The 16,244-nt window shown below is 57.3% G+C and carries 13 protein-coding genes and 2 pseudogenes; 7 read left to right on the top strand and 8 right to left on the bottom strand.

Annotated features, from left to right (window positions below; genetic code table 11):
* Window positions 1-189: 189 nt before the first annotated feature.
* Both DU484_RS07260 and DU484_RS07255 read left to right on the top strand, forming a co-directional pair.
* Entirely contained in the window at window positions 190-1,581 is a 1,392-nt protein-coding gene (locus tag DU484_RS07260) for a DUF4330 family protein (RefSeq protein ID WP_114605525.1), read from the top strand.
* A gap of 2 nt (window positions 1,582-1,583) precedes the next feature.
* On the top strand, window positions 1,584-2,036 hold the full coding sequence (locus DU484_RS07255) for a hypothetical protein (protein WP_114605524.1): 453 nt from the start codon (window positions 1,584-1,586) through the stop codon (window positions 2,034-2,036).
* A 238-nt stretch (window positions 2,037-2,274) separates the two neighbouring features.
* Here DU484_RS07255 and DU484_RS07250 read toward each other — a convergent pair whose 3' ends face one another.
* The 4 genes and pseudogenes from DU484_RS07250 to DU484_RS07235 all read right to left on the bottom strand — a co-directional run.
* Entirely contained in the window at window positions 2,275-3,696 is a 1,422-nt protein-coding gene (locus DU484_RS07250) for a sugar transferase (protein ID WP_114605523.1), read from the bottom strand.
* Between the two features lie 71 nt (window positions 3,697-3,767).
* Window positions 3,768-4,637 (bottom strand): annotated as a pseudogene (locus tag DU484_RS07245) (phosphoglucosamine mutase); the annotation flags it as partial.
* Window positions 4,638-4,695: 58 nt separating this feature from the next.
* Complete coding sequence (locus tag DU484_RS07240; protein WP_114605521.1) at window positions 4,696-5,934, bottom strand: RNA-guided endonuclease InsQ/TnpB family protein; 1,239 nt, start codon at window positions 5,932-5,934, stop codon at window positions 4,696-4,698.
* Window positions 5,935-6,071: 137 nt separating this feature from the next.
* Window positions 6,072-6,524: pseudogene (locus DU484_RS07235) on the bottom strand (phosphoglucosamine mutase); the annotation flags it as partial.
* Between the two features lie 127 nt (window positions 6,525-6,651).
* Here DU484_RS07235 and glmU point away from each other — a divergent pair.
* From glmU to DU484_RS07210, 5 genes are all read left to right on the top strand, one after another.
* Window positions 6,652-7,848 carry a bifunctional sugar-1-phosphate nucleotidylyltransferase/acetyltransferase gene (gene glmU / locus DU484_RS07230; RefSeq protein ID WP_114605520.1) on the top strand — a complete coding sequence of 399 codons (1,197 nt, stop codon included), beginning with the start codon at window positions 6,652-6,654 and terminating at the stop codon, window positions 7,846-7,848.
* Window positions 7,849-7,932: 84 nt separating this feature from the next.
* Window positions 7,933-8,295, top strand: a complete 363-nt coding sequence (locus tag DU484_RS20715) for a sugar phosphate nucleotidyltransferase (RefSeq protein WP_114605519.1) — start codon at window positions 7,933-7,935, stop codon at window positions 8,293-8,295.
* Window positions 8,296-8,359: 64 nt separating this feature from the next.
* Complete coding sequence (locus DU484_RS07220; RefSeq protein WP_114605518.1) at window positions 8,360-9,661, top strand: RNA-guided endonuclease InsQ/TnpB family protein; 1,302 nt, start codon at window positions 8,360-8,362, stop codon at window positions 9,659-9,661.
* A gap of 191 nt (window positions 9,662-9,852) precedes the next feature.
* Entirely contained in the window at window positions 9,853-10,149 is a 297-nt protein-coding gene (locus tag DU484_RS07215; protein ID WP_114605517.1) for an AbrB/MazE/SpoVT family DNA-binding domain-containing protein, read from the top strand.
* Window positions 10,146-10,583, top strand: coding sequence for a PIN domain-containing protein (locus DU484_RS07210; RefSeq protein WP_114605516.1), 438 nt, complete (start codon window positions 10,146-10,148; stop codon window positions 10,581-10,583). Before DU484_RS07215 ends, DU484_RS07210 begins: the two co-directional genes overlap by 4 nt.
* A gap of 109 nt (window positions 10,584-10,692) precedes the next feature.
* On the opposite strand, the gene DU484_RS07205 is transcribed toward DU484_RS07210, so the two are convergent.
* The 4 genes from DU484_RS07205 to DU484_RS07190 all read right to left on the bottom strand — a co-directional run bounded on the left by DU484_RS07205 (window position 10,693) and on the right by DU484_RS07190 (window position 16,166).
* Window positions 10,693-11,529 (bottom strand): undecaprenyl-diphosphate phosphatase, encoded by an 837-nt coding sequence (locus tag DU484_RS07205; protein ID WP_262342885.1) that lies wholly within the window; start codon window positions 11,527-11,529, stop codon window positions 10,693-10,695.
* 55 nt (window positions 11,530-11,584) lie between these two features.
* Window positions 11,585-12,835: an RNA-guided endonuclease InsQ/TnpB family protein gene (locus tag DU484_RS07200; RefSeq protein WP_114585412.1), complete on the bottom strand. Its 1,251-nt coding sequence runs from the start codon at window positions 12,833-12,835 to the stop codon at window positions 11,585-11,587.
* Between the two features lie 266 nt (window positions 12,836-13,101).
* Window positions 13,102-13,659, bottom strand: a complete 558-nt coding sequence (locus DU484_RS07195) for a DUF7342 family protein (protein ID WP_187347781.1) — start codon at window positions 13,657-13,659, stop codon at window positions 13,102-13,104.
* A 119-nt stretch (window positions 13,660-13,778) separates the two neighbouring features.
* Window positions 13,779-16,166, bottom strand: coding sequence for an STT3 domain-containing protein (locus DU484_RS07190; RefSeq protein ID WP_114605514.1), 2,388 nt, complete (start codon window positions 16,164-16,166; stop codon window positions 13,779-13,781).
* Window positions 16,167-16,244 lie beyond the last annotated feature (78 nt).

Genomic DNA, 16,244 nt, shown 5'->3' with positions numbered 1-16,244 from the left:
TCTACGGTCCGCACCGTTTCAGAGGTGTAGTGATCGATAGGGGCAACCCACATCGAACAGCGCTCCTCCGCAGGCGTTCCCAACGATGTCGAGGATACTGTGGCTATGCGGCGATTGGATCCCGCTTCGGAAATGATTTAGTCACTCGTTAGTTATCAACGGACAACATGCGTACGGGGGGCGGAGTCAATGCCACTGATTGACGACGAGGGGAATCTGTTCGGTGTGATTAATGTTATTGATGCGCTTGTTATTTTACTCGTCCTTGCTGTTGTTGCTGCAGGTGCTGCGTTCTTACTGCAGCCGGCTGATTCGGGGCCAGATCTCAGCTCGACCCATGTGACACTCGATATGGGTACACAGCCAGACTATGTAGTGACGGAGATTAACGAAGGAGATACATACAGTCCGAATGGCAATAACCAACTCACAATTACGGATGTCCATCTGACGCCGTCGGAGGAGGGGACACGCGTCATCGTCCGCGCGGAACTGCAGGGCCCGATGAACGGTGAGAGTATTATCTACGCTGATGCACCACCCCGGTTAGGACGAACCCTGGATATCGAGACGAACCGATACGTCGTGAACGGGCAGATTCGAGAGATTGGTGACAGTGATACGCTTGCTGGTGACACAGCGACGGTCGTCCTCCGAGATACGATGCAGGCTTCTGACGCCCGAGAGGTCACTGTTGGTGATACGATCCGCGTCGCCGGCCGTACCGTGGCGACGATTAACGATGTTGCCGCCTATGCGACCGATAATGGTGTCGAGCGGGGGGTGTTCGTGGAAGCGACCCTGCAAACACACCGCGAGCAGGGACAGCCCCACTTCGGCGGCAATCCATTGCGGCGCGGGCAAGTCGTGCCGCTCTCGACTGGAGACTACACGTATAACGGCCGCGTTGAGCGCGTTGGTGGTGGGTTCGAACGCGGGAGTGCAGAGGTGTTGCTTGAGACAGTTGTTGATATTGAAACGGCCAGCCGAATGGCCGAAGGCGACATCGCCACCGTCGCCGGGCACAGAACAGCAGAGATTGAGAGTGTCACAACCTATGCCACGCAGAATCCGGATCGAAAACGGGTATTCGTCGGAGCCTCACTGCAAACACTTGGCTACGGCGAGCGCGAACAGTTTGGGTCGACGCCGATCCAACGGGGCAACACGATCAGTCTCGAAGCTGAGAACTATCAATTATCGAGTTCGATCGAACGCGTGGGAGCGGTTGAACCCCGCGGAACATCGACAACTCGGACCGTTGTGCTCCGGATGAGTGAGATTCGTGAACAGTTTGCAGAGTCGATCCAACCAGGGATGACCGAGCGGGCCAATGGACAGACGATCGCGACCATCAACCATGTGGCCGTGGAACCGTCGCTCATCATCACGACCGGAGACAACGGATCGGTAAACGTTGTTGATCATCCCATTAACCGTGATGTGACAATTACCGCCCAACTCCGCGTCCGCGAGACGACTAGTGGCCTCCGCTTCAAGGGCCAGAGTATTCAGCAACAGTCACAAGTCGTCATCGACCTAGGTACAATAACCATTGAGGCAACGGTCGTCTCTGCATAGGCATGTCCGCCCACGATTCAGACACGACAACGAACTCCGATCTGCTGGCCGGCTCCACGATAGTAGCGATCCTACGATCGATTCAGGAGACATTCCGCCCTCGGCTGTCCACTTTGGGTTCGTGGGCAGGCCGTGTTATCCGCAGTTCCTTGCTCTATCGCTGGTTCACCATGGAACCCGAGCCCGAAGTGATTGTTATTGATTTGCGGAGAACACGCACCGTTGGGCCATTCATCGCGATCCTCGACAGGATTGTCGAGACATTGGCTCCTTACTTCGAAGACTCGCAACTGAAAACCGGTCTCGACGTGCTCGCTGCCTGGATCAGCGCGCTGGCTGAGACTCGTGTCGGCCAACTGATTGTGACCCTTCTTGAACCGCCAACAACCCCAGATCAGCCAGAAGAGCCTAATCGCACCGGCAATTCAAAAGATGACTGTGACCGACTGGAGTGAATCGATATCGAGATGTGGTCGCAAAATTGTGGCCGGCCGGTAGCATTCTATCTTATTCACTACTGACTGTCTTCGTGTAATTCCAGCGGCTTCAATTGCGGCGCAGTATCAGCGGTCGAGTTCATGGGTCGCAATCCTGACTAAAGGCCGATTGGTACTCACAGAGGCTCATGGCGGAATCCAACTGAGATACACTAATCCTCAAGAAGAGGCATATGTACTGGCTCCAGATGCACCGTCAAGTACGATTCGATCGAAAGCCAGCAATGGCATCTCGGAAGACCTTCAAGATCTGCATGATAACGAGTTGCAGGTCATACGGGAACGACTGATCACGCACATACTCCAGATCATATCGGATTTTCGTCTCGGGGTCAGCCCCAGTAACGCCGTGTACCTGTGCCGGCCCTGTCAGCCCTGGTTTCACGAACCACCGCTTTTGCCAGTCACCCACGCCAGCTTGGATAGCTGATTCCAGTTCAGGTCGTTCCGGACGGGGACCGACAGCACTCATATCACCCTTTAGCACCGACCACAATTGCGGGATTTCGTCCAGATGTGTCTGGCGTAACACCCGCCCAACGCGGGTAACGCGAGGATCGACCTCGCCAGCGTCTTCATCACTGATTGTGGCCCCGGTTTGGGCTTCGGCATCCTCAATCATCGACCGGAATTTGTACACGTCGAATCGGTCGCCAAACAGCGCCGTTCGCTCCTGTTGGTAGAGAATCGAGCCACCATCATCGAGTTTGATCGCAATGGCGATCCCCAGACACACAGGGAGCAAGCAGAGTAAGCCAACGGTCGCAAACACAAGGTCGAAGCCACGTTTGATCAGGTGGTCTTGGAGGTCCCAGGGCTCAATCTCGACATCAACGAATGGCCCAACCGCATCACCAGGGACGAGAACCGAGTCAGCATGCTCGCGATGGACTTTCACGCTGACGCCATGCTCATAACAGGCATCCAAGACCCCAAAGAATTCGGCGCGATCAGCCTGATTAAAGGCAAGGACAACGGTGTCAATATCCTGTTCGACAAGGACGTCTTCGATCCGTGAGAGCCCGCCCAGCCGCTCAAGATCAACGTTCAGCCCTCCATCAGTCGCTGGTAACCTGGAGTCCGATCGCGCCAGTAGTGCCTGTGTCGGGGCTAGATAGCCGACGATCGGCAAGTCAAGTTCGGGAAGAATCTGAGTGAAGAGCTCGGGGTCATCACCAACGAGGAGCGCCCGTGCCTGATCGGAGGCTGGCTGCTGGCGAATCCCCACAAACCACAGTGGCAAGACAATCAGCAACAGCGGCGTGACTAAGACTACGGTCAGTCGCGGGAGGCGATACGAATAGTCGAAATAGCCAATCGCCGCTAGGGCGAAGCTCCCGACGAGGACGCGTTTGTGCACCAAAAATACGATATCGAGCGCGCGTCGAGGCCGGGGCTTGTAGAGGGGGATGAAGACACCCGTCATCACTGCCGTAGTGACGAGAATTTCCATGGTGTACTCAAGCCCAACGGGTGGATCCGCCGGCAGTCGGTTGAGTATCGGGATCTGCATCGCTAGCGTCTGAATGGTCGTATTATTGACAATACCAACCGCAAACGCGGTGAGGCAAACAACACCAAGAACGCTAGTCCCCCGATAGCGCCATCCCCGTTCCATCACAGAAATACTGTGTGGGAATTACGTTAAAGGCTATGAACCAAGGGCGCCCATGCCATCATGAGACACAATTAGGATCCCTGCGCAGCCGCGACCAACTCCTCGGCCTCGGCAAGGAGTGTCTCAGCCCGAGCCTCCGTGCGTGCTTCCGCAGTCAGTCGAATGAGTGGTTGCGTGCCGCTAGCTCGAATCAGCAGCCAGCCCGCCTTTGTCTCAATTCGGACGCCATCAAGCGTCTCAATCGCGCTGGCATCGTATCGCTCCGCGACGAGTTCTTCGATGACGGCCATGCAGTCGGCCTTCGCAGTCACCTCGATATTCTGCCGGCGGATCGGATACGTCTCAATATCCTCCATGAGAGTCGAAAGCGGCCCTTCGGTGGCCACGAGCGCAGCGAGTTTACACGCCGCCAGAGAGCCATCCGGACAGAGCGTCTCGGCCGGCCAGATCCACGCCCCGCTGGGCTCACCACCAAAGACAACGTCGTCGTCGGCCGCCCGCTCAGCAACATAGACATCGCCGACTTTCGTCCGCGTGACGGTGCTGTCCTGTGTGGCCAGCGTGTCGTCGACGAGCAGGCTCGTATCGACGGGCGCAGCGACACGGTCACCGGGCACAGCTGCCTGCCGAGCAAACAGCGCTAAGAGCACATCTCCGGACACAAAGGCCTCAGTTTCATCCACGGCGAGCATCCGATCAGCATCGCCATCATGGGCAATGCCGAGATCGGCATCGGTATGGGCGACGGTCTGGCAAAGCGTCGTGCAGTTGTCGGCCGTTGGTTCGCTCGGCCGGCCCGGGAACCGACCATCGGGTTGGGCGTTGAGTGTCTCGACGCCACAGCCGAGTTCGAGTAGCGTCTCCACCGTCACGCGCCCGGCACCGGTCCCCAAATCAACGATCACAGACAGCTCAAGCGGGGTATCGATCGCGGCACACAGTGCCTGCATGTAAGCTACCACGCCCTGAAGGGCGTGGCATTCAGCGTGGACTCCCGTTCTAACCCGATAAAGGGGTAGGCGAATATTCGCCGTTCACGTTCAATGTCCCGCTGTTCAAGCGCACGCTTACGGGTGCGCCTCCACGTCCAGACTTTTGCTGGTCGCGGAGATACTTCAAGCCGATATTCTTCGCCGCATTGTAATCCGCGTGAACCTCGTACCCGCACTTCAGACAACTGAACCCGTCCTGTCCGTTGTTGTGTGGGCGATTATCCTCGTGTGTGAATCCACACTTCGAGCAACGCTGACTCGTGTACGCCGGATTAATCTGCTTCACCACAAGCCCCACGGATTCGGCTTTGTACGTGACATACTCGTACAGGCGGTGGAACGCCCACTTGTGAACTGCTTTCGCGTGCGGTAGGCGTTCGCGGATGCCTTTGAGTTGCTCGAACACGATGTGCGTACAGCCTCTTTCGAGGGCTTCCTCTACGAGTTCGTTCGAGATTGTGTGAAGCATCTGTTCGAAGCGTCCGGTCTGTTTACGACCGACTCGCTGAACGTTCTCGTGTGCCCACCGTGTTCCAGTCTGTTGGAGGTTGCCCCGGCGGCTCTCGTACTCTCGATGCCAGTGGTTGAGTTCGCCGCCGCTCCAGAACGTTCCAGTTGAGGTGACTGCGATGTTTGTGATGCCAAGGTCAACACCAAGGACGGAGACGTGCTTGGCATCGCCTTGTTCGGCCTCTTCGTTCTCCACGACGGGCTTTGTCCGCACGTGAAGGTAGAAACAGTCCTCAACTGTATCGTAGTGGAGCGTGGCTCCTTTCACGTCGTAGTCGTCGTTGAACAGATACGCAGAGTGTGGCGTGTCACGCTGTTCGTTCGGGAGGACGAAATCTGCGGTCACTCGCCCGTCGATGGTGGCGAGTGTGGCGTGGTCATCGTTGACCGTGACGGTTCGTGCGTCGTAACTGGCAAAACGCGAGGTGAAGTGTGGTTTCGACGCTTTCTGGCCTTGCTTCCATCGTTCGATGACGCCTTTGACGGATTCTGCGGCTCGGTTTCGTGCGGCTTGCACGAGGTTGGCCGGTAGTGGTGAGTCGTCTCGAACGTCGTAGTACGTGAGGTCGTGGAGTTTTTGTTTGCTGGTGATTTTCCAGTCTGGTTCCCACGCTACGTCTACGACGTAGTTGGCAGCGTCGAGGAAGTGGTCGGTTGTCTGGTGGAGGAGGTCAGCGGCACTCTTGTCCACATCGAGTTTGATGGGAACGGTTCGAGTGCGTGAGTCTTCCACCATCTGTACTTCATAAGTAGTCATGTGTATTTATATTCATTCGGATTGGCGTAGGGAGTCAGGACTGCTATCGAACGTGGGGTGTGTAACAGGTTTTTCGGCTTCCTCCCGCGCCTGAAGACGCGGGTTTCCGCCTTGCAATCATTATGATCGTCACTGGCCCGATCGTACTGGACCGTTGCTCCCAACTCATCCCACGCCGCAAAGTCGTAATCACCCGCCTCGATACGGGCAGCGACCCGCTCTCGTTGGTCCGGGCCGAACGCCTGCCCAGACGGCGTCCACAATTTGAATCCATTATCGGTGGGTGGGTTGTGCGAGGCCGTAATCGAGACGCCAGTCGCCGCGTCGTGCCAGCTGACACTCCGGGCAACGGTCGGCGTCGCGGCTTAGCCAAGCTGGATCACGTCGGCGCCGCATTCGGTCAGCCCGCTGCACAGCGCGTTCGCAAGCATCCGCCCGCTCTCGCGTGGATCGCGGCCAACGACGACTGTCGAATAGCCCTCTGAGGCGAGCGCGCGCCCGACCGACAGGGCCGTCCCCGCAGTGACTGTCTCGCCGATCGGCCCGCGAATCCCACTGGTCCCAAACATACCCTGCGTTCCGATGGGTTGCTACATTGTTCTTGGGTTGCTGCCGGGAGCCGTCTGGCACGCGGACTCGGTTGTATCGAGACGCAGTTCCGGTATTGACTTGGGACCCACGACCGTGATCCGGACCATGCAGACCCTCATTCTTGCAGCCGGGCAGGGCACTCGCATGCGCCCGCTGACCGAGCAGCGGCCGAAACCAATGTTGCCAGTCGCCGGGCAGCCATTAGTTGCGCACACGGCCACGGCAGCCATCGACGCTGGAGCGTCGCGGTTGGTGCTTGTCGTTGGCTACGAGGCCGACGCCGTGCGGGCCTTCTTTGGGAGTGAATTCAAGGGCGTCCCAGTTGACTACGCTGTCCAGGACCAACAGCGCGGGACGGCAGATGCCGTCCGGGCGGGCGCCACCAAACTCGAAGAGGCCCCATTTGCCGTCCTGAATGGCGACAACCTCTACGATGGTGAGTCACTCGCCAAGCTGTTTGACCGCGGGCCGAGTGTGGGCTCCTATCAGGTGGCGTCACCAAGTGCCTACGGCGTCCTCGATATCGAGGGCGAGCAGGTCACCAGCGTCATCGAGAAACCCGACACGCCGCCCTCAAACGTGATCAATACCGGTGGGTATGTCTTCCCGACGGCAGCCCAAGACTGGCTCGACGTCGACAGTAGCGAGCGTGGCGAACTCGAAGTGACCGAGGTGCTCAATCAGGCCTGCCAGGAAACCGCGGTGACGGCGGTACCACTGAGTCGCTGGCTCGATGTGGGCCGGCCGTGGGAGCTACTTGAAGCAAACGAGTGGAAACTCGAGGAGTGTTCCCGGCAGATCAATGGCGAAGTGCACGCCGACGCCGAGCTACGGGGTCCTGTGATCGTCGAATCGGGGGCGACGGTTGAGGCGGGCGTCGTAATCGAGGGGCCAGCCCTACTGCAAGCGGGGGCGACGGTCGGCCCGAACGCCTACGTTCGTGGGGCAACGCTGCTTGGCCCCAAGACGACAGTCGGCCATTCAGTCGAGGTGAAAAATAGCGTGCTCATGGAGGGGGCGACAGTGGGGCATCTCTCGTATGTTGGCGATAGCATCCTTGGCCGTAACGTGAATTTCGGGGCCGGAACGACCGTCGCCAATCTCCGACACGATGAAGCACCAATCACCTGCCCGGTCAAAGGCGAGCTGGTGTCGACGGGCCGGCGCAAGTTCGGTGTGGTCTGTGGTGATGGCGTGAAAACCGGGATTAATACGAGTCTAAACGCTGGGGTGGTTCTTCCAGGCGGGGCTACGACCGCACCCAACGAAACGATCCTCAAATCCGCAGCGAATCGCCGTTGAAGCGGTGAGATTGATCGGGAGGGTCTGCCTGTCTCTCCGGGGGCCGCCTGATTGGGAAGCAAAAAGCTCAGGAGGGTGTTGATCATGCTATCGACACGAGATACGGTACGCACACTCCCGATTCCGCTCGTTCCTCGATGGCTGCGCTATCTCGGCGCTGGCGCCTCACGATTGGTCCTTGTCGTTGGCTACGAGGCCGACGCCGTCCGCTCGTTCTTCGGACAGGAATTCAAGGGCGTTCCTGTCGACTACGCGGTCCAGGACCATCAACGCGGGACGGCAGATGCCGTCCGGGCAGGCGCCACAGCACTTGAGGAGGCTCCATTTGCCGTCTTGAATGGCGACAATCTCTACGATAGCAAATCACTCACACAGAATCGAGGAGGAAGCCCACGGCTGAAGCCGTGGGAGGAATCCGACAAGGCTCGAAACAACTACGAGCGATAGTACCCCGACTCCCCTACCCCAGTCGTAGATTATATAAAGAGTCAATCCGATATGTGAAATACGGATGGAGGACGTGATTCGCACCGTCAAAGTCAAACTTGACGTACCCGAAGAGCGGTGCGACGACCTCCATCAGACGAAACAACAGTTCCTCCACTGTGCGAACACCACCGCAGAGTGGGCGTGGAGACACCCGAACGACTACTGTGTAACCTCGAAACAAAAAGCCGAACAAGCCCTCTACGATAGCCTTCGCAACGAGACGGAGTTGACTGCAAACCTCGTCCAGAAAGGGATTCGACGCGCTATCGAGGCCACAAAAAGCGGTGTCGCCCGACTCAAAAAAAGAGAGAACACGAGTCAACCGCAGTTCGATGCGTGGAGCGTCGTCTACGACAAACGGAGTGCGACGTTCCACCGCGACCACGTTTCCCTTTCCACAGTGAACGGTCGGGTTGAGTGCGACTACGTGCTTCCCGACGACGCAGAGAGGACACCGATTGGTGAGTACCTGCTGAACGAGGACTACGAGTTCAGAATGTCCACGTTACAGTACGACCGCCAAACAGAATCGTTCTACCTCCACGCTCGGATGCGCCGAACCACGGATCAACAAGAGCAATCCACGACTTCCTCGTCCGACGCCAAGCACAGAACAGTCCTTGGTGTTGACCTGAACGTGGATGGCTCGCTCGCTGTGACTTCCACAGGCGCGTTTATTGGGAACGCCGATGAGATGAACTACCGACGCCGAGAGTTCGAGAAGACTCGCGGGTCGATGCAACAGGCAGGAACGCGGTCGGCGCACCTGTCGATTCAATCGATGAACGACCGCGAACACCGCTGGATGCAATACGAACTCCACCGTACCGCGAACCGGATTCTCGATGAAGCCCGCGACCACGACTGTACGCATATCACGTTCGAGAACCTGACCGATATTCGTGACCGGATGGTTGGGGCGAAGCGGTTCCACGCGTGGGCGTTCAGACGCTTGTTCCAGTACGTCGAGTACAAAGCCGAGATGTACGGCATCGAGGTTGAGCAAGTGAGTCCTGCGTACACGTCTCAACGGTGTTCGTCGTGTGGATTTACGCACGAGGACAATCGGCGGTCGAAACACCAGTTCGTGTGTCAGAAGTGTGAGTACGAACTGAACGCGGATTACAACGCGAGCAAGAACATCGCTCGCAAACTTCTCAAGAAACTCCACTCGGGGCAGAAGTCTTCGGGTGGAGGCGCACCCTGTCAGTGTGCGCTAACGTCAGGGACGCTGAACCTGAATGGCGATTACACCGCCTCCGTCGATTCGACGGCAGAAGGGGAGTCCACTGACAAGCCCACGACTTCAGTCGTGGGTCACTGACTCGGGGATGCCCTCGCCAATGTCGTGGGGACGCTGCTTGCGAGTCTCTGGTTCGGTATCGAATCCCGCGTGCGATATATCGAGCTGTAAGCAGACGCAGTAGCAGCGATTTTGCAACAATACAAAAGGAGTGTACAGTCTTAAGACAGCGGTAGATTTAGTAATACAGAATTTTATAGATACTACTAACAATGTCAGGTAGTACAAAAGATCAAAGAGTAGTACGTGTGTCTCAGAAGGGACAAGCCACGATCCCAAAGGAACTACGGGAGAAGTTTGGGATCAAGGCGCCGGGCGAGGTATTCGTCTACGAAGAGCAGGGTCGCATCATCATCGAGCCGGTTCCGTCTCCAGATGAACTGCACGGAATCCACGCTGGTGAGCATGAGTGCGGAGAGGTGCTGGAACGAGTACAAAAAACGAGGGATGAAGAAAAGCGCCGGGAAGAGGCGCGAGTTGAACGGCTTCGCCCCTCCGAGAACGGATGAGTGGCGGATACGTCTTCGACACTGAGGCGATCATCGCCTTCCTCTACACTGAACCCGGCCACGAGAGCGTGGCTACCCTTCTCGATCAAGTATTCACTGGTGGTGCTGACGGAGTTCTGACCGAGACGAATGCAAGCGAGGTATTCTATCTCGTTGCTCGATTCGAAGGATTGAATGATTCACCGACAGAAATCTCGCTTCGGGAAGCAGACCGTGATATTCGTGCGCTCGAACAGCAAGGCCTGGAAATAGAAGCCGCTGACTGGCGTCTCGCAGCCGAGATAAAAGCCGATGGAAACATTTGTCTTGCTGATGCGTACGCCGTTGCACTCGCCTACGAACGTGAACTGACATTGGTTGTGGGCGCAGACGATGATTTTGATGACTTAGTCGTGGATATTGACTTACTCAGGTTCCGCGAAGACGGCACCTAAACTGGGATCGACGACGAGTGCAGTTGTTTTTCGAGTGATTCGTACGCATTCCCGTAGTCTGGGGGAAAGCCACGACATGAACCCATGGCGGCAGCGGTGGCCTGCCGAATTAGAGCAAGAGCAGACCACCACCGACGGCAAGCCCACCCAGCCCGACGCAGACGCCCCAGAACGGAACCCGATGGACGACACGCATCAACACATCGATCGTCAGATACCCCACCACAGCAGCCGTCAGGAGCGCCACTGCACCACTGACAAGAGTAATGCCCGCGAGCCCGGTATCAAGTGCGGCTAAGAGTCCGCCCCCGATCGCAGCGGGGATCGAGAGCAGAAAGGAAAGTCGAAACGAGGCTGGACCCTCATAGCCACGGAGTAAAAGGACACCGGTGGTCGAACCGGAGCGTGAAATCCCGGGCAAAATCGCAAGGCCCTGCGCAACGCCGACCAGAACAGCATCCCACAGCGTCGGTGTCGTTCGGGGTGTGCGATCGACGGTTGTTGAGAGACGCTGGAAACCCCCAGTAAGAATGAGGAGGATGCCGATAACGAGGATGACGGCCCCACCCGTCAGCGCCGACACGACCTGTTCAAGCAGCAGGTACGCGGCAATGCCGACAACACCGGAGACAAGGGTTGCGATGCCGAGGAAGGTTGTCGTGGCGTAGCCAGCCTCCCTCGCACACCGTGGCCGCCAGGTTCGAAGGACAGCCAATTCTTCTTGGATATCATCGCGGTAATACGCCGTCGCCGAGAGCGCGGTCCCCAGGTGCAAAAACAGTGCAAAGGCGACGGCCTGCTCGGGATTCGTTCCCAGCCACGCAAGCGCAATTGTAACGTTGCCCTCACTTGAAATCGGCAACCACTCAAAAAGCCCCTGGAGAGCACCAACGACAATCGCGATCAACAGCGACCGATCCATACAGGGAGAAAGCGACTGTGACATCCTCCCCGTCGTAAACGACGGGGCTTCCCGTACCGCAGGTGGGATATTTGCTGGTTTACGACACGACCTGTTCTCTCGTGTGAAACGTCCCGCTCTCGCGGTCGAACAAGTATGCCGATGGCTGTGCCACACAGCCGTTACTCCTATCCTCGCCGTGAGGACTCGGAGTTATCTTTTGCCTCATATTCTCCGCCCCGTTGCAATCCGCGTTTCCGACCAAACCACACGACTGGCAAACGTACAAGCCACGCTCAACACGGTTCGATTTCGTGTCGTCACCACACTTTGAGCAGGTCTTCGATGTATTCCGCTCGTTCTCCTTCAGTACCTCGACGCCTCGTATCTCGCCTTTGTATTCGAGGTACTGGTAGATGCGGTCGAACGCCCACGTATGGAGTTTCTTGTTGCCGGTCTTGCCCCAATCCGACTCACGCACGTCTTCGGGCCAACTCACTGCAAGCGTGCCCACACCGCGTTCGACACACTCGGTGATGATGGTGTCCGTCAGCGTGTGGTAGAAGTGCGTCTCGCGGTCTGCAAGTTTCCGACGCGCCCATCCAGATTTCTCAGATGGCCCGTTCTCCCCCTCTGTATCGTACTCAGCACGTTTGAAGTAGTGCTTGTCTTGCTTGATCGAGTTGCCGGGGTAGAGAACGTATTCGTCGGGAAAGGCGACCGTGGCGATGTTCTTGATGCCAAGGTCGATACCAGCAACATCGTCGCCTGCGGAGTCGTTCGTTTCGAGGTTGACTTTGCAGACAAAGTGCAGTTCCCACTCCTCACCATTCCAGACAGTGCGAACGTTCTGTACCTTGTTGATTTTCGAGAGGTCTACGTCGGGGCGTGTCTGGTACTCGCAGAGCAGGAAGTCCGAGAAGTGTTCTTTGAGGTTCGAGCCTTTTGAGAGTCGGACGCGGTTGTTCTCGGGGTCGTGTTTGAACCCGTCTGCTTTGAACGTGACCGTACTACGTGGTCGTTTGTCGCCGTGTTTGCGGTAGCCGGGCGGATTCGCCTTGTTGTCTTTGTGTCGCAGGTCGAACCATGACTGGAAAGCGTCGGAAAGTTCTTCGATGACTTTCTGACTGGATTGTGCGTTCAAGTCTTTCCAGCACGACTGGTTCTTCATGTACGATTTGAGCGGGCCTTCGTTGGGGATCTCACCGGTTTCGTCCCAAATCCGGTCTGCTGTCCATCGTGCGACGTTCCAAATTTTCGAGGCGGAGTCTCCGAGCGAGTCAAGGCCGTCGCAGACCTGTTGCTGGTTCTGGATGGAACCAACGTAGGTGCGCGTGACCTGAATCGCCATACATAGCCTATGTCGATGAACTTACTTAATGCTACGGATTAGCGTTGAATATCCAGCCTGCAATCGACGGTGGTTTGTGTAGGAAGTGTCGGATTCACTCCCGCCCTAAAGGGCGGGATTCTCTCCTCGCAAAAAGATAGTTGTAAGTGAACTCCGGTCATCGGACGTGCGAAGCGACGACCAGCCGCGTTAGTCAGTTATCCACGACTGAATCGTTAGCTTTCCCCTTGCATCTCTGTGAGTGCGACTCGGTATCCGGCACCGTATCAGCCGATGAAGCCGGCTGGTTCGCTGCGTTCGTCCGATCCAGTATCGTCCCCAACGGCCTCGGTTGCGTCTGCGAGCGCAAGAGCGGCTCGCGCGAGCTTCAAGTTTCGACGCGCCGTCTGCCACTCTGTCATCGCCGCCGCATCTAGCTCTGTGTCAGCGATAGCCGCGGCGCGTGGGGATTCGGCTCCGGTCTGTGCCTCGAACTCGCGAACAACCTCGCGAAGCTCCGTGACACGGGTCGACAGCGTCTCACTGTCGATCGAGTCGAGGATCTGCTGGGCGCGTTCGAGGACGACCGATTGAGGGGCGCGTCTGTACCACGTCCCGCGCTCGTCCGGCGGAGAGACGGCGTCGACAAAGCCGTCATCGGCGAGAATATCCAGATGCTTGCGGGCAGTTGGCTCCGACGTGAGTGCCCGCTCGGCAATGGTGGCGACTGTCTGTGGCTCATACGTCCGCTTCATGACGGTGCGAACGCGCTCGCCAGGATTTGTCTCCGTTTTCCACTCCTCAGTGACGCGCTCGGTCACCTCATCGGGGCGGTCGTCGGTCATAGATAGTCTCGCAGATATGAGAATATTAATTTTGAGACATATACGCATGCTGAATGTTGAACACACTGTCGTGTCGCCCTAGTCTGCGCCTACCGGGTGCCAGGAACCTAACTAGGCGATCAAGAGACAGAAACCGTCTCGTTCTGCCTGATAGCGGTCGTCGAGACGTCGACTCGATTGCCATTGACGGTATAGGTGCCGGCATACGGGACGGTGACTGCATAGCGCCCGCCGGCCGTCGCCTCCACGGTTCTGGAGTAGGTGAACTGATGGCCGTTAACCGACTGCGTTGTAGAAATCGACACGTCGGAATTCGGTGGTGCAGTGCCGACCAGTCGGGCGCCAGGCACCAGCGTGAAGACCTTCACCGAGCCATCCGGACTCACATAGACCGCGCGATAGTGGGCGAGGCCTGGGGCTGCAGCGCTACCACTCCCATACTGGGTATGAAGACGGGTCTGGAGTGACTGCGCAGCAAAGGTCGTATCCTCCTGAAGCGGATCCTGTGTGACGATAAACCCAACCCGATCGCGGAGCCGCGTATACCAGGCGTCACCATCCGTGGCGGTGATAAACGCCCCATAATTCGATTGGGCGTAGCTATAGGACCGGGACTCACCATTGACGAAGTAGTTATAGACGCGGTTCCGCCCCCACGGGCTGAAGACGTAATTGTCGGGATACTCCCAGCCTTGCTGGTCTGCATACTCGTCCATCCACGTCGCTGCCTGGTACTGATCGTCCGGGATGGTAAGCTGATTCGTTTTGATTGGGACCATGATGAAGCTCATACTCCCAACGAGAAGGAAGGCACCAAACAGCGCAAACGCTGTTTGCCGGTCCGGCATTGTGGGCACAAACGAGTGTGTCGAAGACTGAGCTTGGGGATTCGTTGCTGGTGGTGACGATGAGTCTGCGTCAGAAGAAAGATACGCCACCTCGTCTGAGATATCCAACCACGATGTAAGATGGACGAATCCCAACCCAGCAAACAGGGCGATTGGGATGGCTAATTCACCGGCAAAGCGAAGCTGTACGATCGCTAACAGTAGGAAAAACCAGCCATAGATAACGGGGATGAGTACTGTTGGCGTATGCTGGCGATACGCGCGGAGACTCAACCAACACAGATACGGAAGCGCGAGGAATAATGTCCAGCCGAAGAGCAACGCGGGGCCAAAAATCGAGCCGAGTTGGCCACTCAAGATCGACGTTGTCTCGGCGATACCTTCAGTCTGAAGCAGGAAGTCAACACCACGATCAAGCCCAGTCGCAACAGCAGGCAACACACGGGGGAGAATGACGGCCCCCGCGACGAGCCCGATAAATTCAATACCAGCAAGATATTTCGGCGCCAAACCAGTTCGGGAGGCGAGTTCGGTCGCCACGAGGACAGCAAGACACCCTAGAAGCAAGAGAAACGGAGCGTACGCTACCACAGGGGTGTGCCAGGTGAATACCTGATGTGCCACATGCGTGAGAAGCGCACCAACACCAAGCCCGATCAATAGCGGGCCACCAGAACGAAGTGGGGAGCTCTCAGTCCGGAGTGCAGATAACGACTGGCCCACGAGGTAGATGCCAACGGGAAGTAAGAGGAGTGGCCCCGCTTCCCACGCAAGTGTCTGCCCGGCAATGGCAATTCCGAGTCCACTAGCAGCCACCCACGGCCGCCAGTCACGGAGCGTCTCCAAGTCGGAAAGAACCACCAGCGCAGCCATTGTCAGTGCCAGCCAAACATAGTCGAATGCATGATGATCGGCATACCCGAGGCTAGTTCGAAACGCATGCGCCGGAATCAAGGCAAGCATGATGACGGCAGCCAGCCCAACGCGTCGATCCGCAAACAAGTGGCTGCCAAGAAGATAGATAACCAGTCCCACAACTAGTGCTGAGAGAACGGGATACCACGCCAGAACAAGCCCCGCAGCCCCAGCGTCGCCACCGAGAAGCGTCGCGAGGATCCAGAGTGTCGCCACCAGCAGCGGTTCACCCCTGCTGACCAAATCCGGCAGCGATGAGAGCACCTGTAGCTCATTGATCCCACTCGATTGGGTCAAGAGGTGTTCGACCCAATAGCGGTAGTAGTACGGATCGTTTCCCAGAAGCACAACATCGCCGTTGCGGAAGACCTGCGGATAGGCAAGGAGCCGCAACACGACGACCACGAACAGACTACCCAAGATAGCCCCCACAACTCGAGAGTCAACCGTAGCGCTCGTAGGCAGTGCGATCTGCGGGCGGCGCGAGTCGCTTGAATCAGCAACCACCTGTGGCTCGCCAGTAAGTGCCGCTTTGACCGCCTGCTGATCAGCAAGACGATATCCCTCAGGGACTTGCTCAGCGATGCCGCGAGAAACAAGTTCTCCGAACCGCCCCGAGTCAAGTGGAATCTCGTCGAATGTCCACGCACCTTCTCGATCAAGCTCAAGGATAGACTGGAGTGCTTCCTCAGACTCGGGATAATCAGTTAAAAATGAGTCTGTCGCCTCTCGTACGCCAGCCATGTCTTCACGACAGATGAACGAACGCATAAAACCCGCGGCATCTGTCCCGTTGGATATCACGTGGATATTCTGGCTAAA

This window comes from Haloplanus rubicundus (assembly GCF_003342675.1).
GTDB classification, from domain to species: domain Archaea; phylum Halobacteriota; class Halobacteria; order Halobacteriales; family Haloferacaceae; genus Haloplanus; species Haloplanus rubicundus.
Note: the sequence above shows the minus strand (reverse complement) of the source record. Positions and strands in the feature narration are given on the sequence as shown.